Raw genomic sequence first — 20,219 nt, 5'->3', positions numbered from 1 at the left:
TAGTTATCACATTAAACTTTATGGAGGCATTCATATGGAACATACATTTACTGAAACTTCTATTGTCGGTGAGATTGTTACACAATTTCCGAAAGCTAGTGATCTTTTTAAATCATATAGAATAGATTTTTGTTGTGGTGGTAATAAACCACTTATTGATGCAATTAATGAAAGAAATTTATCAGCAACAGAAGTACTTACAGAGTTAAATACGCTTTATGATAAAACAAAACTATTAAACGAGTCTGAAATTGATTGGAAAAATGCATCTTATCGCGAATTGATTGATTATGTTATAAATAAGCACCATCGCTATTTAAATGAAGAGTTGCCACAATTAAGTCCGTATGTAACGAAAGTATTACGCGTCCATGGAGCTAGTCAGCCTCATTTAGCTCAAATTCATAAGCTATTTCATGAACTTAAGATGGAATTAGAACAGCATTTAATTAAAGAAGAAACAGAAGATTTCCCATTAATTTTAGAATTCGAACAACATCCAACTGATGAAAACTATGCAAAATTACGTAAAGTAGTGGATGAGTTAGAGAATGAACATAACCACGCTGGCAATATTATTAAAGAACTTCGTAAAGTGACAAATGACTTTACTCCTCCAGAAGGAGCTTGTGGCACTTATCGACTTGTTTACCAACGTCTTGAAGCTCTAGAATCTGATTTATTTGAGCATATACATTTAGAGAATAACATTTTATTTCCACGTGCAATTACGAAAGCATAGATAAAGCACAGGACATGAGTATACATGCTCATGTCCTGCTTTTTCATTGTGTAAGAAATAGTCACACTTCCCCTATCATTTCATTGGGCAGCTTACTATTATTTAATTAGGTGCGGGTCTCTTCACTCCCCCACCTACCCATATAAAAAATTCCCTTTCACTTATCTCTCCACATAAATCCGAATTTTAACAATTTGTGAATCATTATTAAGATGTGATAAATATCACATCTCCCTCTTTTTTTATTTTCTATAATAGAAACATAATATACTTTGTTCAACATTTCACATAAAAAGGGGAAATGAATATGAAAAAACGTTTAGTTATGATCGGAAATGGTATGGCTGGCATACGCTGTATGGAAGAAATATTAAAACATGATAGTGATTCATATGAGATTACTATTTTTGGAGATGAACCACATCCAAACTATAATCGCATTATGCTCTCTCATGTTTTACAAGGCAAAACAAATATGCAAGATATCATTATGAATGACTACAGTTGGTACGAAGAAAATGAAATAACCTTGTATACAAACGAAAGAGTTCAAAGTATTAACCGAGAAGAAAAAATCATTATCACAGAAAAGAATCGTACTCTTACATATGACAAACTCATTATCGCAACAGGTTCTAGTGCTTTTATTTTACCTGTTGAAGGTTCTACCCTTCCTGGTGTGACAGGATTTCGAACAATTGAAGATACACAATTTATGATTGATACTGCTAAAGATAAGAAAAAAGCCGTTGTCATCGGCGGTGGGTTACTTGGCTTAGAAGCCGCAAGAGGTCTTATTGATTTAGGAATGAACGTACATGTTGTTCATTTAATGCCGAGCTTAATGGAGCAACAACTAGATACAAAAGCAGCTTCTCTCCTTCGTGAAGATTTAGAAGCACAAGGCATGAAATTTCTCATGGAAAAGAAAACGGTAAAAATTCTTGGTACAGACCATGTTGAGGGCATTCAATTTGAAGATGGTGAAGTTGTAGATTGTGATTTAATTGTAATGGCAGTCGGGATACGCCCGAATACGCAAATAGCAAAAGATGCTAGTTTAATTGTAAATCGCGGTATTGTAGTCAACGACTATATGCTAACAAATGATGAATCCATTTATGCCGTTGGTGAATGTGCAGAGCATGACGGTATCGCCTATGGCCTTGTTGCTCCTCTATATGAACAAGGTGCAATATTAGCAAAACATATAACGAATTTACAAACTGATGGATATACAGGCAGCATCGTCGGTACGCAATTAAAAGTTGCAGGTTGTGATTTATTCTCTGCTGGCCAAATCTATGAAGATGATCAAACGAAAGCAATATCCATCTTTGATGAATGTAAACGTTCCTATAAAAAAGTATTAATTCGTGACAATAAAGTCGCCGGTATCGTTTTATATGGTGACACAGCTGATGGTACACGCCTCTTTAGTATGTTAAAGAAAGAAGAAGATATACAAGAATATACACCTGCTTCCATTCTTCACAAAGCTGGTGAAGAATGTGAACTTGACGTTGCTACAATGAGTGCGGATGACACGATTTGTGGATGTAATGGTGTTACGAAAGGCACAATCGTACATGCCATTTTAGAACAAGAGTTAACGACTTTTGAAGAAGTAAAAGGCTGCACGAAAGCCGCCGGTTCTTGTGGTAAATGTCGTCCACTTGTAGAACAAATTTTATCTCATACACTTGGAGATGCGTTTGATGCCTCAGCACAATCTGCCGGTATGTGTGGATGTACAACTTTATCACGTGATGAAGTCGTAGAAGCGATTCATGAGAAAGGTTTAAAATCGCCAAAAGAAGTACGAAATGTACTCGGTTTTGCACATGAAGACGGATGTTCGAAATGTCGTCCTGCTTTAAATTACTATTTACGTATGGCGATTCCAGAAGAATATGAAGATGATAAATCATCCCGTTACGTTAATGAAAGAATGAATGGTAACATTCAGCATGATGGTACATTCTCTGTTATTCCACGTATGTACGGAGGCGTTACAACTGCAGATGATTTAATGAAAATTGCTGAAGTTGCGAAAAAGTATGATGTTCCTCTTGTGAAAATTACAGGCGCAAGTCGCATCGGTTTATATGGTGTTAAGAAACAAGATTTACCTAACGTATGGGCTGACTTACATATGACTTCTGGATATGCGTATTCAAAATCACTTCGTAATGTAAAATCGTGTGTTGGTTCTCGTTTCTGTCGTTTCGGTACGAAAGATTCATTAGGGCTTGGTATGCTACTCGAACAATCATTAGAAATGGTAGATACACCTCATAAAATGAAAATGGGTGTAACGGGCTGCCCACGTAACTGTGCGGAAGTACTTACGAAAGATTTTGGCGTTGTTTGTGTCGAAAATGGATATCAACTATATATCGGCGGAAATGGTGGTACGGAAGTGCGTGAAGCTGATTTTGTAATGATTGTCCCTACTGAAGATGATGTTCTTCGCATCGCTACAGCTTACATGCAATATTATCGTGAAACTGGTATTTACGGAGAACGCACTGCCTACTGGACAGAACGATTAGGCTTCGATCATATAAAAGAAATACTGCAAGATACAAATATGGTCACTAAGTTAAATGAGCGTTTCCAAACAGCTCGTAGCACATATACGGAAGCATGGGGACAAGCACTAGAAACGAATTCATTAAAAGCGATGTATGAAGTAGAAACTGTAAAATAAGGAGCGTGCAGTATATGTTACAAACGAAAGAAAAAATAAAAATTATGCGTGCGGAAGACCTTCCTATTCAAATTGGTAAAGAGGTGCAAATGAAAGGTACGTCTATCGCCCTATTCAGCCTTTCAAATGGCGATATTCGCGCTGTAGAAAATCGTTGTCCTCATAAAAACGGTCCATTAGCTGAAGGAATTGTATCTGGAGAATTCGTATTTTGTCCACTACATGATTGGAAAATTTCATTAATAACGGGTGAAGTTCAAAAACCTGATGACGGTTGTATTCAAACGTACGAAGTAGAAGTTATTGATGGTGACATTTATATCAACATGTAATTTACAAAAGGAAGCCTCCCCTGGCTTCCTTTTAAATAAAAATAGATGAGGTGTGAATATGAACGGATATGTATATTTAGTTGGTGCAGGACCAGGTGATGAAGGGCTTATTACAAAAAAAGCGATAGACTGCTTAAAGCGTGCAGATATCGTCTTATATGACCGCTTATTAAATCCTAGATTTCTTCATTATACAAAAGAAACATGCGAACTTATTTATTGCGGAAAAATGCCGAAAAATCATACTATGCGACAAGAAATGATTAACGCCCACCTCCTTCAATTTGCGAAAGAAGGAAAAACCGTTGTACGCTTAAAAGGTGGAGATCCCTCTATTTTTGGTCGTGTTGGTGAAGAAGCAGAAACTTTAGCATCTGCGAACATTCCGTATGAAATTGTACCAGGTATTACATCTAGCATCGCCGCTAGTAGCTATGCAGGTATCCCCCTCACCCACCGTAACTACAGTAATAGCGTCACTTTACTAACTGGACATGCAAAAGGTCCTTTGGCCGATTATGGAAAATATAATTCATCCCACAATAGCGACACAATCGCCTACTACATGGGTATAAAAAACTTACCTACCATTTGTGAAAACTTACTACAAGCAGGAAAAAAAGAAGATACACCCGCAGCAGTCATTGAATGGGGTACAACTGGGAAACAGCGCGTTGTCACAGGGACTCTAGCAACCATTGTTCATAACGTCAAAACCGAAAATATTTCTAACCCTTCCATGACGATTGTTGGTGATGTCGTTTCCTTACGTAATCAAATCGCTTGGAAAGAACGTAAACCATTACATGGTAAAAAAGTTTTATTTGCATCTGCAACAAATAAAACAAGTGTAATGAAGCAAAGGTTACAAGAAACCGGTGCAGAAATATATCAAATTCCAACTTTCAAAAAGGAAGAATATACATTAACACTTGAACAAATCAATGAAATTTTTAACGTTGATCGCCTTGTTTTTTGTTCAGCTGAAAGTGTAGAAATCTTGATGCAAGCATGTAGTAAATACCAGAAAGATATTCGTTCCTTACAGGCAGAGCTGCAGCACATGAATGTTGCCACTCAAGAAAAACTTATGCAATATGGGCTACTAAGTAAACAAGCAAAGTTCTCTTCCCATACAACTGTTTATTTAGGCAGAAATATTAACCGAATTGCTTTTATTCAAGAGAAAATTGGTGCTGGCTCCTATATGATGACTCATGAGTATACAATTGATCATCGTTTCGATGAAGTTCATTCTCGTATACTTTCTGAATTCTCATGGGATAGCATTGTGTTTGAAGGGCGTGCCTCAATTGATACTTTTTTATCAGAAATAAAACGACTTGGTTTTATTGATATTCTTACTCTTCCCTTCTCGTATACCGACGTTCCAACTTTACACTATGCGAATAAAGTCGGATTACATAATGTAGATGAGCAATTACAAGACATTATTATGAAGAAAGATTTGGTGCTACGATGAAAGGAATTGTATATGTTGGACACGGTAGTCGCCTGCAAGAAGGCAATGAACAATTTATTCGCTTTATTCAATCTGTCATGAAAGAACGTAACGAAAGAATTCAAAAAATAGCTTTTCTAGAACTAACAACACCTACCATTTCGGATGCAGTTACAGAAACAATACTAGAGGGAGCAACTGAAATAATGATTGTACCTGTTTTATTATTTGCAGCAGCTCACTATAAACGTGATATTCCTCTTGAAATAGAACAAATACAAAAGAAATACCCACATATAACATTTTCAGTTGTACCACCTTTTAGTACGCATCCACATATGGTTGAACTTGTAGCGAAAAGAATACGTGAAACTATTCCAATGCAAGGTAGTAGTATTTTACTCGTAGGAAGAGGCAGTAGTGACCCCCAGCCGATACATGAGTTACAACAAATCGGAGCAGCTGTCGAACGAAAACTCAGTATGCCAGTATCGTGCTCCTTTTTAACGAAAGGAACTCCCTCTTTTACTGCTGAGCTCAAGACTATAACATCGGCCGCATCCCATGTATATGTCATGCCGTACCTTCTCTTTACCGGATTATTGCTTCAAAAAATCAAATTGCATACAAAAAAATACGATCACGTTACGACTTGTAACTGCCTGAAGTTTGATACATATATGAAGTTGGCATTATTAGAGCGAATGGAGGAATGTGTGTATGTATAGCATGTACCCTCTTATGTTTAATCTACATAATAAAGTGGTCGTTATCATTGGTGGAGGTAAAATTGCATATCGAAAAGCGTCTGGATTAAAAAATACAGGCGCTTTCGTCACCGTTATTAGCCCCGAGATTTGCGAGGAAATGAAAGAACTTCCCTATATTACTTGGAAGCAAAAAACTTTTAGTAATGATGACATTAAAGATGCTCATCTTATTTATGCAGCTACAAATCAACATGCTGTTAATATGATGGTCAAACAGGCCGCCCACGATTTCCAGTGGGTTAACGTTGTAAGCGATGGTACAGAATCATCGTTTCACACACCTGGCGTTATAAGAAATAATGAATATATTGTCACTATTTCAACTTCTGGTAAAGATCCATCGTCTACAAAGCGTATGAAGCAAGAATTAACATCTATACTTCCTAAACTTATAAAAAAGCTTTCTCGTACTCACAAATAATAATCTATTTCTTAGCCAAAATAGTAATTACCTTTGGACAAACGTTTTTTAGAAGCGTTTGTTCTTTTTGTTTTGGTTTCTTTTTTGAAACTGCACAAGCAATCTGCGAAGAAAATGAATGGTGTCGGCAACTTGTAAACAAGTAAATGTTATGATAACTGCAACATTACGAGCAACTCTTTCAATTCATTTTTTACATTGGATATTCATTCAACCAAATTAGCGATTGTTCATAATCATCGAAAAATTCCACAGATTCTTTCGTATTGGATTGTTGTAAATAATTCAGTATCTCCCCTTCTTCAAGAAGAAATGCAATTGCCTTACTATGATTCAAAATGGTTTCATTGAAGAACTTATCTTTCCATACTTTTTGAACAGAAAAATGATTTGGCGTGTATTCTTTTCTATCTACCAATAATTTGTATTTCCGCCCTTCAGAAATAAATTGCTGACAAACCTGCTCAAAATCATTAAACCATTCATACACATCCTCTGTTTTAATCTGACCAATTAGATGGGTAACAATCAAATCTCCTGAAACTGTTGTGCTGATATTCTGTTTACTCAACTTGGAATCATCTCCCTTTGTTACAATTATGCGGGAAATTCTTATAAAATCAATAAAGATAAAATTCTTAAGTAATAAAACAACATTATTTACGAAAAGGCCCTTGTTATACATAAGACAATTCATTCTTGTTTGTTTAAGTAGAAAAAAGGATGCCTCTACTAGGCACCCTTTTTTCTATTAATGATTCTTTAACATCACTAACAGCTTCTCTTGACTATACATCCACACTGTAATAATTAAACAAGCAAGCGCTACTTCTGATAACGCCATAAATCCGATTGCATAATGACCTGTTAGTTGGAATAGTAATGTTAAAATTAATGGCGGGAAAAACCCTCCTAGTCCACCTAAAGCTGACACAACACCATTTACAATCCCTGCTTGCTCAGAGAAGTACATTGGCACAAGCTTGAAGATTGTACCATTGCCAATACCTGCACAAAATGCGACTAGTAAGCAACCAAATGTGTATACGTTCATGCTTGGCATAAATGATAGGATAATACCTGAAAGTGTTAAACCGATAAATACGAAGATTAATATTTTAAATGGATTAAATTTATCACCGAGCCAACCACCAATCGGGCGCATAATTGTTGCTAATACGATGAAGCCAGCTGTCCGCATACCTGCATCTACTTTCTCTAATCCGAAGTGAGATACTAAAAAGTTTGGTAAGTATACTGTAAATGCGACGAATGATCCGAAAGTTAAAAAGTAAAAGATACATAAAAACCAAAGTTTTTCATTTTTATATACACCTTTTATTTGTTCCATTAATGGTGTATTCACCTTTTTTTCTTTACGATCTCCTAATAAAAAGTTCATAAGTGCAAATGCTGCAAGTAAAATTAAATAACACTGTACTGTCGTTCTCCAGCCAACTGAAGTTGCAATAACAGGTGCTAAAAATGAAGTAATTGCTGTTCCAGCGTTACCCACTCCGTAAATACCATTTACAAAACCGTGGCTCTCTTTTGGAAAGTACTTTGGTAAAGAAGTTACTCCTACAGAGAATACAGCACCACCAATCCCTACAAATAAGCCACCAATAATTAAATCCATCATAGAATTGGCAACACTAATGTAAAAGACAGGGAATAATAAAAGAATAAAACTAATAAAGAATAATTTTCTTGCTCCGTAACGATTCGTCCAATAACCAATTGGAATGCGAAGAATAGAACCTAAAATAACCGGTACTGCTGTTACCATAGAAATTTGTCCCGCAGTTAATGGAATATCTGCTTTAATATAAGGCATTAATGATGATAAAATGACCCATACCATAAAACCGATAACTAGATTAGAAGTTTGTAAACTTAATTGAAAATTAGGACTTTTCATCCTGTTCCCTCCTATGTATGCATAGTTATATTCATTCTCTCCAGCCTAATCACGTCCTAACATGATTAGGCTGAAAAGAATCAACCACCACTTACTGGCGGAATCATTGCTACGACGTCGCCAGTTTGAATGATGTCATCCTCATTTGCGTATTCTTCATTTACGGCGACCATTATCTCGTTTGAAATTGCTACATTGTATTTCTTAATCAGAACTTCCTTTAGTTCAGAAACTGAAATATTTTCACAATCTATTTGCAAGACCGACTTACTTGCTTCTTCTTGCAAATGTGCAAATAATAGTACTTCAATCATGTTCTCATCTCCTTTTCAGGTTCGCCATTACCATATGCTATTTTCTCTAACTGATCCCCTATCCATGACTCACCATCTTCCCAAAACTCTTTCTTCCAAATCGGAACAATTTGTTTTATACGCTCCATAATATATTCATTCGCCTCATAGGCCGCTTTCCGGTGTGGTGTAGAAACAGCAACAACAACAGCAAGATCAGAAATTTTTAATGTACCAATGCGATGTGTAATTGCCACATATGTCCCAGGCCACTTCGCTTCTACTTCAGCACCAATTTTCTCAAGCTGTTTTTCCGCCATTGTCTTATAAGCTACATACTCTAAATAAAGCGTGCGACGTCCTTTCGTAAATTCTCTGACAGTACCAATAAAAGTAGTAACTGCACCGCACTCACGGCGAATTACTTTACTTGTAACATCTTCAATTAAAATAGGAGTATCAATTACTTCATAATACGTATGTGTCATCTTGCACCTCTTATCTTTGTATAAATTAGCAATCTATTTTTCTGTTACTTGTATGATCGAAGCGGCTCTTCCCACGGCCACTCACTTCCGGCGCTTGATTCTAATAACAGTACCGAAACGGTTATTCCTGCTTCAAATCCTCTCGTTCCTCCCGGCAGAACGATACATGCATTCGCTTCTGCAAGTGAAGAAATTGCGCTAGATTTATCTAAACCGACTGGTGTAACTTGTAATTGGCCATCTACAAGTTCTACATTCCCTCTTACAAAACGAGTAAACGGATTTGCTTTCGGAAAGTCTTTCTGTAAAATTGCTTCTGCTCGAAATAAGTGCGGATCTTTCCTGTGCAAGTATGTTCCAATGACTGGTCGAACATATAATTCACATCCGACATAACAAGCAGAAGGATTACCAGATAGACCAAATAATAGTTTTCCTTCTAGCTCAGCGACAGTTGTCACGCTTCCTGGTCGCATCGCTATTTTATTGAAAAGTACATTTGCTTGTAATCTCTCATAAATAGCAGGTAAATAGTCATAGTCTCCTACTGAAACGCCACCAGTTGTAATTAATATATCAACTTCTTTTATCGCTTTTTTTACAGTGTTATAACACGTCTCAAAATCGTCAGCGAATTGTCCATAATACTGTACAACTCCGCCCGCTCGTTCAATTTGAGCAGCGATCATATAGGAGTTACTATTTCGAATCTTCCCTTCTTTCAGTTGTTCATGTACTTCGAGTAGTTCACTCCCTGTCGTTACAATTCCAATAACCGGCTGTCTTACAACATGCACGGAACTATAACCAAACGTAGCAAGCAGTGCCGCTACTCCAGGGTTAATAGAAGTCCCTTTTTTCACAAGTATGGCATTTTGTTTTACATCTTCTCCTTGAAAAGAAATGTTATCACCAGAAGTGAAAGAGCGTTTTAATTTCATATAAGTCTTTTTGTTTTCTTCAAACCCTTCCGTTAGTTCTAACATAACAACAGCATTACATCCCGCTGGAATTGCGGCTCCTGTCATAATACGTACAGCTTGAAATGCTTTTACTTCCTCTTTAAAAACAAAACCTGCTCCAATTTCACCTATCACTTCAAACTGAATTGGGTTACTGCTACTTGCTTCTTTTGTATCTTCTGTTCGAATCGCAAATCCGTCGTACGGAGAGCGATCAAAATGCGGAACATCATGATCTGCAACAACATCTTCTCCGAGGACTCTTCCGTAACTTTCGGTAAGAGAAACCTTTTCCATTTCACCTTGATAGGCATATTCCATTACACGTGCAACTGCTTCTGCCACTGAGATTGGTGTACGTTTTTCTAACATTCTTTTTCACCTCGTTTTGATAAGAAGAAACTCTCTTTCTGTTCATCCTATATATTTTGCGTATAACCGTTTTGCCATTTTCATATCATTAGTCCCATGAATAAACGCTCTGCCGTCTGTAAATAACACAAAACGATATTCATCTACTAGAAAGGATAGTAAATATGGAGTTTTTTTGACATTCACACTTTTTTGTAAGCGCTTTTGAATTTCTTCTAAATTAAGAATTTTTTTTATTCCTGGACGGATTTGAACTGTATTCCGCCCGCATAGCACTTCCGTTTTCATCTGTGCTTCAAATGTTAAACTTGGATACGTGCGTACATTCCCACAAGATGGACATGTACTTTTTTTCTGCCTATTTACTTTTAATGAGAGATATTGATTGTTCCAAATATCAAATGATAACATTGTTCCTCTTAACGCCTCAAAATCATCCACCAATATTTTCATCGCTTCTGTTACTTGGTGAGCAACAACCATTTGTACCGCTGGCTGAATGATTCCGGCTGTATCGCATGTTGCACCGCCCATAGGATGATCCATTAAGCAGCGAAAACATGGTGTTTCTCCAGGAAGAATCGTATACGTTACACCGTAACTTCCAATGCATCCACCGTATATCCAAGGTATATTTTCTTTTTGTGAAATATCATTTATAAGTAGGCGCGTATCGAAATTATCAGTCGCATCTACTATAAGATCTGCTTCTTTTGTTAACTCTTCCATTTCTTGCATTGTAACATCCGTTACAACAGGTACAATTTCTACTTCAGAATTAATTTTTCTTAAATGCTCTGCCGCTGCAATTGCTTTCGGTTTACACTGCTGTGCATCTTCTTCTGTATATAACTGTTGTCTTTGTAAATTACTCCATTCAACGTAGTCACGGTCAGCAATTGTCAATTTCCCAATTCCCATCCTAACGAGCGCTTCTGCATTCGCAGCTCCTAGTGCACCCGCTCCTATTAGGAGCACATGCTTTTCTTTTATTTTTCTTTGTCCCATTTCACCAATTCCAGAAAACAATACTTGCCTTGAATAACGCTCTTGCATAGGGAACCCTCCTTTCGTTATCCACCAATGTAAGACATTTCTACTTTTGGACGTTTATTTGCACTTTCAGCTGTTCTTTCATCTGAATACCGATCTTTTCTAAACTCCCATGTATGTTGTAGAATTTTTAATAGTGATGCATTAGAAATATTTTCTCGAAGAAGCGTTCGCAAATCCGTTCCTTTCGTTCCAAATAGGCATGTAAAAAACTTTCCGTCTGCCGAAATACGAGCTCTCGTACAAGAAGAACAAAATGACTCAGAAACAGAAGTAATAAAGCCAACTTCTGCATCGCTCCCTACATATCGATACACTTTAGCTACTTCTCCAAAGTAACGAGGCTGGGCGGGCTCAATCGGATATACACGATTAATTTTTTCTATTAATTGTTCCTTCGTAATGACTTGTTCAAAGTTCCAGCCGTTCGTACTGCCCACATCCATAAACTCGATAAAACGTAGCTGAATTTCTTGTTCTTTAAAATACTGAGCCATAGGAAGAATTTGACTATCATTCATCCCTTTTTTTACGACCATATTTACTTTCACTTCTAATCCAGCTGCCTTCGCTGCTTCAATCCCTTTCAATACAGGTTTTGTGCTTACATTTCGGCCATTTATTTTTTTGAAAACGTGATCCTCTATCGCATCTAAACTAATATTTACACGTTTTAATCCCGCAACTTTTAGCGCCTTAGCTTGTTTTGCTAAATGAATACCGTTTGTTGTGAGTCCAATATCTGTTAAGCCTTCTAGCTTTGCAAGCCTTGCAATTAACTTTGGTAAATCTTTACGCAATAAAGGTTCACCGCCAGTAAGTCTAATTTTATTGACTCCCATACTTATAAATAATCTAGCTAATCTTTCTATTTCATCGAATGTTAATAAAAACTCTTCCTGTAAAAAAGCATAATTAGATCCGAACACTTCGGCTGGCATACAGTATGTACACCTAAAATTACAACGATCAATAACTGAAATACGTAAATCTTGAAGTGGCCGCTCTAACGAATCCCTCATCTTCTCGTGCATCTATATCCCTTCTTTTCTACTGCAATCCTTAGTAGGTTTCATATTTTTTATTTGCCTTTATTATAAAAAAGAAGCTACATATTCAATGTGACTTTTCTCACATTACTTTCCCCATTCAAAAATTCTTCACAAATCCGTTCGAATTTTGTTCACATCTTTAGTCTCATCTACTTTACATATTGAATTTTTTTTGGTTATCTTTTCAACTAAAAACTTATACTCATTTACCCCTTTACTTCCATTAACTCTTAAAACATATTAATTTATTTTCCCGTACGGTCATTGAAATTTCACTTTTTTTAAAATAGCTCTTGCATTTTCATCATACTTACACTCAAAATAGGAAATGTATTGCTTATAAGAAGAAAGGTGATCGCTGTGGCAAACAGTATGACATTATCTCAAGATTTAAAGGAATTACTTGCATCTGTTGAATATAAAATGCAGATAAAAAAAGGAAGTTTTATTTTTCAAGAAGGTATGGAAGCAACAGAACTCTATATCATCCACTCAGGAAAAGTACAAATTAGTAAACTAAGTGCTGACGGACAAGAATTAACACTCCGTATTTGTTCGGCATACGACATTATTGGCGAATTAACATTATTCACGGACAATGCGAAGTATTTATTAAATTCAAAATGCCTTGAAGATGTTGAAGTAGGAGTAATAAAGCGTGAAACCTTAGAAAAAGCATTACTCCAAAAACCCGCACTTGTATTTGAATTTATGAAATGGATTAGTGAACATTTAAGAAGAATGCAAACGAAGTTCCGCGATTTAGTATTACACGGCAAAAAAGGTGCCCTGTATTCTACTCTCATACGAATGACAAATAGTTATGGTGTGTTAAAGGAAAATGGTATTCTCATCGATTTACCATTAACGAATCAAGAACTTGCGAACTTCTGTGCAACTTCCCGTGAAAGCGTAAATCGAATGTTAAATGATTTGAAAAAAAAGGGTACGATTTCTATTACTAAAGGAAAGATTACAATTCATGATTTACAATTTTTAAAATGTGAAATTGCTTGTGAAGATTGTTCTACCTCTGTTTGTAGCATTGATTAGCATCTTATTTAGATGCTAATCTTTTTTCATATTACGTTACTTTTTCATTATAACGTACACGGTTATTCCCCTATATTAATAAAAACGAGGCCTTCCATATTAGACCTCGTTTCGTTTTAGCTGCTATTTGTTCAAAGCGTTATTATTTTTTCAATTCATTAGGAATACGTCTTCTGTAAATTACATAACTACGGCTTAAGTATTTAATTGGAGCACTAAATACATGTACAAGTCTAGTGAACGGCCATACTGCGAATAGACCCATCGCTGCAATAATATGAATTTTAAACCATACAGGCACTTCCATCATATATTCAACTTTCGGTTGGAAAATAAAGAGACTTCGGAACCAAGGACCGATCGTTGTACGATAATCAAACCCTTTTGAGTCGATATTTAAAAATGTTGAGGAAAGTCCTGCCAGCATAACGATAAGTAATAAAATAAGCGCAATATAATCTCCCGTTGTACTCGTTGCAATGATGCGTTTTACGGTTACACGGCGATACGTTAATATAATTAAACCGATGATAGAAGCAACACCTGCCGGAAGTCCGAAACTAATTGCTACTACATGATACATATGTTCAGAAATACCTATTGAACGGTATACGGACTCTGGAATTAAAATCCCCATAACATGACCGCCAATTACGAACATGATCCCAAAGTGGAATAATAGACTTCCGGCCCGGAGCATTTTTTTCTCTAATAGTTCACTAGATTTTGATGTCCATCCAAATTGATCATAGTTGTATCTGAAAATATGTCCACCGATAAAGATTGCAAAAATGATATAGGGAAACAACACCCATAGAAATTGATCCATCATTTTGACAACTCTCCTTTCTAATTTGTCTGTACACCCCATGTATCGATAGCGAGGAGAATAGCTGCAAGAATTGGTTCATACATACTATCAGCTTCTTTTAATTGAACGTGCAATGCTTGTATATTTTCCTTGTATTTACTCATAATTGGCTCACTATCTTGCTCATTTGCATTTGCAAAAAACTCAAGCAAAAGCGGTAAATAATCCGGTAGTTCTTTATCTGTTACTTCAAAACCAGATTTTTTATAATGCTGTTTTAACTCTAATAATTCAATACCTCTTTCTCTTTGTTCACCTGTGTTCATATAAGTTAAATACATATTTGTCTTTTTACCAAAATCAAATGTATATACGTAAGGATCAATTAATTGATCGTTCGTTTTATCTAGTGCTTGTTTTATAAACGCTGTAAGTGCTGCTTTAACGTCTTCTTGTTCAATTGCTTCAATCTCTTCTTGTACTTCAGTTAAAGCTTCTCCCCACCCAAGTTCCGGATAGGAGAGAAGAAAAGAAGAACAAGAAAAAGCAGTTTGTAAACTTTGTTTCATCATTTTCCGCCCCCTTTATTTAAGAAATTGTCATGCAAGACCCTGGCCCACCTGCGAAGGATAAACCACAGCTTCCTTGTTCACTATATAAATCAGCAACTTGTTCACGGTGAGTGCCCGGAATGACGAAGCGATCTTTATATTTCGCGATAGCAAGAAGACGATACATATCTTCTACATCCTGTTTCGTTAAACCAATTTCTTTTAATACTGCTTCATTTGGTTCTTTATTAATTTGCAATGCTCTCATATGCGTCCGCATGACAGCCATTTTTTTCAACGTAAGACGAATGTGGGATTCATCTCCTGCAGTGAGTAGGTTCGCTAAATATTGAATTGGGATACGCATATTATCGATAGCAGGGAAAATCTCTTCTGCTTGCCAGTTACTTCCTTTCCCTTCCACCATATTCATAATCGGGCTAAGCGGGGGGATATACCAAACCATTGGCATTGTACGGTACTCTGGATGAAGAGGCAGAGCAATTTTCCAATCGATAATCATTTTATAGATCGGTGACTCTTGTGCTGCTTTAATCCATTCTTCAGGAATGCCTTGTTTTTTCGCTTCAGCTGCTACTTCTGGATCATTTGGATCTAGAAAAACAGTAAGCTGAGATTCATATAAATCTTTTTCATCTTCAACAGAAGCTGCTTCTTTCACTTTGTCAGCGTCATATAGCATTACCCCAATATACCTGATACGTCCTACACATGTTTCCGAACAAATCGTTGGCATACCAGCTTCAATACGCGGGAAACACATTGTACATTTTTCTGCTTTATTCGTTTGCCAGTTAAAATACACTTTTTTATATGGACAAGAAGATACGCAGAACCTCCAAGCACGACATGCATTTTGATCCACAAGAACAATCCCATCTTCTTCACGTTTATACATCGCACCAGATGGACAAGAAGATACGCAAGATGGATTCATACAATGTTCGCATATGCGTGGTAAATACATCATAAAGACATTTTCAAAATCTGTTTTAATTTCTTCTTCCATTTTCTTTACGTTCGGATCTTGCAATCCTGTTATATGTCCACCAGCTAAATCATCTTCCCAGTTTGGACCCCATTCAATTTTGTCGATAAATTCGCCTGTAATTGCTGATTTCGGACGAGCAACTGGTTGATGCTTACGCTGCGGGCTATTTGTTAATGTTTCATAATCATAGTTCCAAGGTTCAAAGTAATCGTCGATGGTTGGTTGATCTGGATTGTGGAAAATATTCATAAGGCGTTTCATTTTCGAACCTGATTTCAGCTGAATTTCACCATTTCTCAATTCCCAGCCGCCTTTATATTTCTCTTGATCTTCCCATTGTTTCGGATAACCAATTCCAGGTTTCGTTTCTACGTTATTGAAGTACATATATTCAGCACCTGGACGATTTGTCCAGGTGTTTTTGCATGTTACGCTACAAGTATGGCAGCCGATGCATTTATCTAGGTTCATTACCATTCCGACTTGTGCTTTAATCTTCAAGCCAATCTACCTCCTTCAGTTTACGGATTACAACATTTAAGTCACGCTGATTCCCAGTCGGACCATAGTAGTTAAATCCATAGCTTAATTGGCCATATCCACCAATCATATGTGTTGGTTTAACATGAATACGGGTTGGACTATTATGTGTTCCCCCGCGGGTGCTTGTTAATTTCGTACCAGGCACGTTAATGTGGCGATCTTGTGCATGGTGCATAAATGCCATCCCTCTCGGTATACGGTGCGTTACGACAGCACGTGCTACAACAACACCGTTACGGTTAAAGCACTCGATCCAATCATTATCTGCGACGCCAGCTTCATTCGCATCATCTTTATTCATCCAAACAGTTGGACCACCTCTAAATAACGTTAACATCGGTAATGAATCGAAGTACATACTATGAATCGACCACTTATTATGCGGTGTTAAATAGTTTAGTGTAATTTCTTTTCCTTCTACTTCGGGACGTGATTTTCGGAACGGTTTATGTTGCAGAATTGGTTTAAATGTTGCCATCGTTTCACCGAATTCTTTCATCATGTCATGATCTAAGTAGAAAGATTGTCGACCCGTTATCGTTCTCCAAGGAATAAGACGTTCCACATTTGTTGTAAATGGTGAATAACGGCGTCCACCTTTTTCAGAACCTGTAAAAGCTGGAGAAGTAATTACTGTTTTCGGCTGTGCTGTAATTTGTTCGAATGTGAAGCATTCTTCTTCACGTTCTTCTGCTAAATCACGCAGTTTTAAATCCGTTTGTTTTTCAAGTGCTTCCCATGCTTTTACAGCCATATGACCGTTTGTTGTCGAAGAAAGCGTTAATACCGCCTCAGCAGCATTGATTGCTTCTTTTATGTCTGGGCAACCTTTCGCAATAGAATCCGTTCGAACAACTCCTAATTTGCTCTTTAATTGCTCATACTCTTTTTCTGCTGACCAAGAAATACCTTTCGTACCAATTGGTTGTTTTCCAGCATTTGGTCCTAGTGCAGTCATCTTGTCATAAATTGTTTTATAATCCCTTTCGACAACATGAATTTGTGGCATCGTTTTACCCGGTATTGGTTCACACTCACCTTTACTCCAGTCTTTAATCTTGCCAAGTGGTTGCGCTAATTCTTGCGGTGTATCGTGAAGAAGTGGTGTTGCAACGACTTCTTTCATTGGTTCAAGGTCGATTTTCTTCGCTAAATCTGACACAGCTTTAGAAAGAGCGGTGAAAATATCCCAATCAGAGCGTGCTTCCCACGGTGAACCGATTGCTGGATTAAATGGATGTACAAATGGATGCATATCCGTACTGCTTAAATCATGCTTTTCATACCAAGTTGAAGCAGGTAAGACGATGTCAGAATAGAGCGCTGTTCCAGCCATACGGAAATCTAAATTAATGAGTAGATCAAGCTTCCCTTCTGGCGCTTCTTCATGCCACTTAATTTCTTCTGGTCGCAACGAATCACTATCGTCATTCATTAATCCATTTGTTGTGCCTAATAAATGTTTTAAGAAATATTCGTGGCCTTTACCAGAACTTGAAATTAAGTTGGCACGCCATACGAATAAGTTGCGCGGGAAGTTGTTTTTATTATCTGGATCTTCAATCGCAAATTTTAGTTCTTTTTCTTTTAGTTTTTGTGCAACGTATTTTCCGATTTCTTCTTGCGTTGTTGCACCAGCAGCAACAGCTTCTTTATATAATTCAATTCCATTTTTCTCGAATGTCGGATAAGAAGGTAACCAGCCAAGTCGTGCCGCTAATACGTTGTAATCACCGTGATGTTGATAACGAGAGTTGCCCTCAATTGGTGATGCTAAATGTCCAACCGGTGTATCTTCATAACGCCATTGATCTGTTACGAAATAGAAGAAAGATGTACCATTTTGTAATTTCGGTGGCCCTTGCCAATCTTTTGCCATCGCGATTGTTTGCCATCCTTCTGCTGGTCGTAATTTTTCTTGACCGACATAATGCGCCCAACCGCCACCGTTTACGCCTTGTGCTCCAACGAGAAGAACAAGGTTTAAAACTGCGCGATAAATCGTATCAGAATTAAACCAATGGTTAATACCGGCCCCTACAATAATCATCGAGCGCCCATCCGTATCAACTGCGTTTTGTGCAAACTCACGAGCAATTTGAATAATAAGCTCTCGTTTCACTCCTGTCATTTTCTCTTGCCATGCAGGTGTAAATGGTACATCATCATTGAAATCTTTCGGCTCTTGTCCGCCGAGCCCTCGGTTCACACCGTAATTTGCCAACGTTAAGTCGTATACAGTTGTAACGAACACTTCGCCTTCTTCTGTCATAATTTTTTTCACTGGAATTGTACGTTCCAATACTTTATTTCCATCATCTGAGAAGTACGGAATTTGTACCGTTCCCACAGCGTCTTCCATTCCAAGTAAAGAAAGACGTGGATCAATCTTTTCACCTGTTTGTTCATCTTCTAAACGTAAATTCCATTTCTTTTCATTATCCCAACGTGACCCCATTGTGCCGTGAGGTGTTGCAAAATCTTTCGTGTTCTCGTTCCAAAGAACAGGCTTCCATTCTCCTAACTTTGTTTCTCGTCCAATATCAGTAGCATTTAAGAAACGATCAGCGACGAATTGATCTCCTTTTTGTTTCAATGTGACAAAGAAAGGAAAATCAGTATATTGCTTCGCATACTTTGTGAAGTATTCCACTTGATTATCTACGTAAAATTCTTGTAAGATCACATGCCCCATTGCCATCGCAAGTGCACCGTCTGTACCTTGTTTCACACTAATCCAATCATCCGCAAATTTTGTAGACTCAGCGAAGTCAGGACTGACAGAAACAACTTTCGTTCCTTTATATCGAACTTCGGCTAAAAAGTGTGCATCTGGCGTTCTCGTCATCGGTACATTTGAACCCCATGTCATAATGTAACCAGAGTTATACCAATCGCTACTTTCTGGTACATCTGTTTGATCACCCCAAATTTGCGGAGAAGCTGGTGGTAAATCCGCGTACCAATCATAGAAGCTAAGCATCGGCCCGCCCATAAGTTGCATAAAGCGGCTACCCGCTGCATGACTTAACATCGACATAGCTGGAATTGGTGAAAAACCAACATTTCGGTCTGGGCCGTATTTAATGATTGTGTAAAGTAACGAAGCAGAAACGAGTTGTAATACTTCATCCCAATTCGCACGAATAAATCCACCTTTACCACGCGCCTGCTTATACTTACGTGCTTTTTCAGGGTTTTCCACAATGCTTTTCCAAGCATCTAGTGGTGACTTGTTATTTTGTAATTCCTCTTGCCACATACTCCAAAGAACACCACGTACATACGGATATTTCACACGAAGTGGACTATAAATGTACCAGGAAAAACTCGCTCCACGTGGACATCCTCGTGGTTCAAAGTCAGGCATATCTGGACCTGTTGTTGGATAGTTAAGCTCCTGCCCTTCCCAAGTTACAATTCCATCTTTCACATAAATGTTCCAACTACATGAACCAGTACAGTTCACGCCATGTGTAGAACGGATTACTTTATCATGTTGCCATCGCTTTCTGTACACATTTTCCCATTCACGATCTTCATATGTTTCTTGTGTATGATTATCGTTATAACGATCTATTGGTGAAAAATATTTTAAACGTCTCATTAGTGCTGAAGGTTTCTTCTTCATACTGTTCACTCCTTTAATACGTCTCTCTTACATACCC

The 20,219-nt window shown here is 37.4% G+C and carries 18 protein-coding genes; 7 read left to right on the top strand and 11 right to left on the bottom strand.

The window, feature by feature from the left end; all coding sequences use genetic code 11:
* The first annotated feature begins 34 nt into the window (after positions 1–34).
* The 6 genes from ric (at position 35) to ACUN26_RS07230 (ending at position 6,440) form a co-directional block, all read left to right on the top strand.
* Entirely contained in the window at positions 35–742 is a 708-nt protein-coding gene (gene ric, locus ACUN26_RS07255; RefSeq protein ID WP_000401367.1) for an iron-sulfur cluster repair di-iron protein, read from the top strand.
* 307 nt (positions 743–1,049) lie between these two features.
* On the top strand, positions 1,050–3,455 hold the full coding sequence (gene nirB / locus ACUN26_RS07250; RefSeq protein WP_000746922.1) for an NADPH-nitrite reductase large subunit: 2,406 nt from the start codon (positions 1,050–1,052) through the stop codon (positions 3,453–3,455).
* A gap of 14 nt (positions 3,456–3,469) precedes the next feature.
* Positions 3,470–3,787 carry a nitrite reductase small subunit NirD gene (gene nirD / locus ACUN26_RS07245; protein WP_000942187.1) on the top strand — a complete coding sequence of 106 codons (318 nt, stop codon included), beginning with the start codon at positions 3,470–3,472 and terminating at the stop codon, positions 3,785–3,787.
* A gap of 58 nt (positions 3,788–3,845) precedes the next feature.
* The gene (locus ACUN26_RS07240) at positions 3,846–5,270 is read left to right on the top strand and encodes a uroporphyrin-III C-methyltransferase (protein WP_001014930.1); all 1,425 of its coding nucleotides are present in this window, start codon (positions 3,846–3,848) and stop codon (positions 5,268–5,270) included.
* Positions 5,267–5,977, top strand: coding sequence for a sirohydrochlorin chelatase (locus ACUN26_RS07235; protein WP_000676483.1), 711 nt, complete (start codon positions 5,267–5,269; stop codon positions 5,975–5,977). The genes ACUN26_RS07240 and ACUN26_RS07235 overlap by 4 nt, the downstream gene beginning before the upstream one ends.
* On the top strand, positions 5,970–6,440 hold the full coding sequence (locus ACUN26_RS07230; RefSeq protein WP_000287168.1) for a precorrin-2 dehydrogenase: 471 nt from the start codon (positions 5,970–5,972) through the stop codon (positions 6,438–6,440). The genes ACUN26_RS07235 and ACUN26_RS07230 overlap by 8 nt, the downstream gene beginning before the upstream one ends.
* 193 nt (positions 6,441–6,633) lie before the next feature.
* Here the strand turns inward: ACUN26_RS07230 and ACUN26_RS07225 are convergent, their stop codons facing one another.
* From ACUN26_RS07225 to moaA, 7 genes are all read right to left on the bottom strand, one after another.
* A complete protein-coding gene (locus ACUN26_RS07225; RefSeq protein WP_000995726.1) occupies positions 6,634–7,137 on the bottom strand; it encodes a hypothetical protein in 504 nt (167 codons plus the stop codon).
* Positions 7,138–7,191: 54 nt separating this feature from the next.
* Complete coding sequence (gene narK, locus ACUN26_RS07220; RefSeq protein ID WP_000841860.1) at positions 7,192–8,361, bottom strand: nitrate transporter NarK; 1,170 nt, start codon at positions 8,359–8,361, stop codon at positions 7,192–7,194.
* An 80-nt stretch (positions 8,362–8,441) separates the two neighbouring features.
* A complete protein-coding gene (moaD, locus tag ACUN26_RS07215) occupies positions 8,442–8,675 on the bottom strand; it encodes a molybdopterin converting factor subunit 1 (RefSeq protein WP_000573668.1) in 234 nt (77 codons plus the stop codon).
* Positions 8,672–9,142 carry a molybdenum cofactor biosynthesis protein MoaE gene (locus tag ACUN26_RS07210; protein WP_000149947.1) on the bottom strand — a complete coding sequence of 157 codons (471 nt, stop codon included), beginning with the start codon at positions 9,140–9,142 and terminating at the stop codon, positions 8,672–8,674. The genes moaD and ACUN26_RS07210 overlap by 4 nt, the downstream gene beginning before the upstream one ends.
* Before the next feature lie 44 nt (positions 9,143–9,186).
* Positions 9,187–10,476 (bottom strand): molybdopterin molybdotransferase MoeA, encoded by a 1,290-nt coding sequence (locus ACUN26_RS07205; protein WP_000890811.1) that lies wholly within the window; start codon positions 10,474–10,476, stop codon positions 9,187–9,189.
* 42 nt (positions 10,477–10,518) lie between these two features.
* Positions 10,519–11,532, bottom strand: coding sequence for a molybdopterin-synthase adenylyltransferase MoeB (locus tag ACUN26_RS07200; RefSeq protein ID WP_001158119.1), 1,014 nt, complete (start codon positions 11,530–11,532; stop codon positions 10,519–10,521).
* Between the two features lie 17 nt (positions 11,533–11,549).
* Entirely contained in the window at positions 11,550–12,563 is a 1,014-nt protein-coding gene (gene moaA / locus ACUN26_RS07195) for a GTP 3',8-cyclase MoaA (RefSeq protein ID WP_000544630.1), read from the bottom strand.
* A 378-nt stretch (positions 12,564–12,941) separates the two neighbouring features.
* Here moaA and ACUN26_RS07190 point away from each other — a divergent pair, with 378 nt between their 5' ends.
* On the top strand, positions 12,942–13,634 hold the full coding sequence (locus tag ACUN26_RS07190; RefSeq protein WP_000013862.1) for a Crp/Fnr family transcriptional regulator: 693 nt from the start codon (positions 12,942–12,944) through the stop codon (positions 13,632–13,634).
* 142 nt (positions 13,635–13,776) lie between these two features.
* On the opposite strand, the gene narI is transcribed toward ACUN26_RS07190, so the two are convergent.
* The 4 genes from narI to ACUN26_RS07170 are packed head-to-tail and all read right to left on the bottom strand — an operon-like array spanning position 13,777 to position 20,182.
* The gene (gene narI, locus ACUN26_RS07185) at positions 13,777–14,466 is read right to left on the bottom strand and encodes a respiratory nitrate reductase subunit gamma (RefSeq protein ID WP_000969188.1); all 690 of its coding nucleotides are present in this window, start codon (positions 14,464–14,466) and stop codon (positions 13,777–13,779) included.
* 17 nt (positions 14,467–14,483) lie between these two features.
* A complete protein-coding gene (narJ, locus tag ACUN26_RS07180; protein WP_002093771.1) occupies positions 14,484–15,014 on the bottom strand; it encodes a nitrate reductase molybdenum cofactor assembly chaperone in 531 nt (176 codons plus the stop codon).
* A gap of 19 nt (positions 15,015–15,033) precedes the next feature.
* Positions 15,034–16,509, bottom strand: a complete 1,476-nt coding sequence (narH, locus tag ACUN26_RS07175) for a nitrate reductase subunit beta (protein ID WP_000692707.1) — start codon at positions 16,507–16,509, stop codon at positions 15,034–15,036.
* A complete protein-coding gene (locus ACUN26_RS07170; protein ID WP_000729099.1) occupies positions 16,499–20,182 on the bottom strand; it encodes a nitrate reductase subunit alpha in 3,684 nt (1,227 codons plus the stop codon). The genes narH and ACUN26_RS07170 overlap by 11 nt, the downstream gene beginning before the upstream one ends.
* Between the last annotated feature and the right edge of the window lie 37 nt (positions 20,183–20,219).

The sequence above is a fragment of the Bacillus sp. WC2503 genome, from assembly GCF_052682895.1.
The sequence above is the reverse complement of the archived record's forward strand: the minus strand, read 5'-3'. Positions and strand labels throughout refer to the sequence as shown.

Bases quoted from the DNA above. Each gene is read 5' to 3' on its own strand.
- moaD (WP_000573668.1), bottom strand. From the start codon at position 8,675: ATGATTGAAGTACTATTATTTGCACATTTGCAAGAAGAAGCAAGTAAG.
- moaA (WP_000544630.1), bottom strand. From the start codon at position 12,563: ATGCACGAGAAGATGAGGGATTCGTTAGAGCGGCCACTTCAAGATTTA.
- ACUN26_RS07200 (WP_001158119.1), bottom strand. From the start codon at position 11,532: ATGCAAGAGCGTTATTCAAGGCAAGTATTGTTTTCTGGAATTGGTGAA.
- ACUN26_RS07210 (WP_000149947.1), bottom strand. From the start codon at position 9,142: ATGACACATACGTATTATGAAGTAATTGATACTCCTATTTTAATTGAA.
- ACUN26_RS07205 (WP_000890811.1), bottom strand. From the start codon at position 10,476: ATGTTAGAAAAACGTACACCAATCTCAGTGGCAGAAGCAGTTGCACGT.
- narI (WP_000969188.1), bottom strand. From the start codon at position 14,466: ATGATGGATCAATTTCTATGGGTGTTGTTTCCCTATATCATTTTTGCA.
- nirD (WP_000942187.1), top strand. From the start codon at position 3,470: ATGTTACAAACGAAAGAAAAAATAAAAATTATGCGTGCGGAAGACCTT.
- ACUN26_RS07235 (WP_000676483.1), top strand. From the start codon at position 5,267: ATGAAAGGAATTGTATATGTTGGACACGGTAGTCGCCTGCAAGAAGGC.
- ACUN26_RS07240 (WP_001014930.1), top strand. From the start codon at position 3,846: ATGAACGGATATGTATATTTAGTTGGTGCAGGACCAGGTGATGAAGGG.
- ACUN26_RS07230 (WP_000287168.1), top strand. From the start codon at position 5,970: ATGTATAGCATGTACCCTCTTATGTTTAATCTACATAATAAAGTGGTC.
- narJ (WP_002093771.1), bottom strand. From the start codon at position 15,014: ATGAAACAAAGTTTACAAACTGCTTTTTCTTGTTCTTCTTTTCTTCTC.
- ric (WP_000401367.1), top strand. From the start codon at position 35: ATGGAACATACATTTACTGAAACTTCTATTGTCGGTGAGATTGTTACA.
- nirB (WP_000746922.1), top strand. From the start codon at position 1,050: ATGAAAAAACGTTTAGTTATGATCGGAAATGGTATGGCTGGCATACGC.
- narK (WP_000841860.1), bottom strand. From the start codon at position 8,361: ATGAAAAGTCCTAATTTTCAATTAAGTTTACAAACTTCTAATCTAGTT.
- ACUN26_RS07170 (WP_000729099.1), bottom strand. From the start codon at position 20,182: ATGAAGAAGAAACCTTCAGCACTAATGAGACGTTTAAAATATTTTTCA.
- ACUN26_RS07225 (WP_000995726.1), bottom strand. From the start codon at position 7,137: ATGAATTGTCTTATGTATAACAAGGGCCTTTTCGTAAATAATGTTGTT.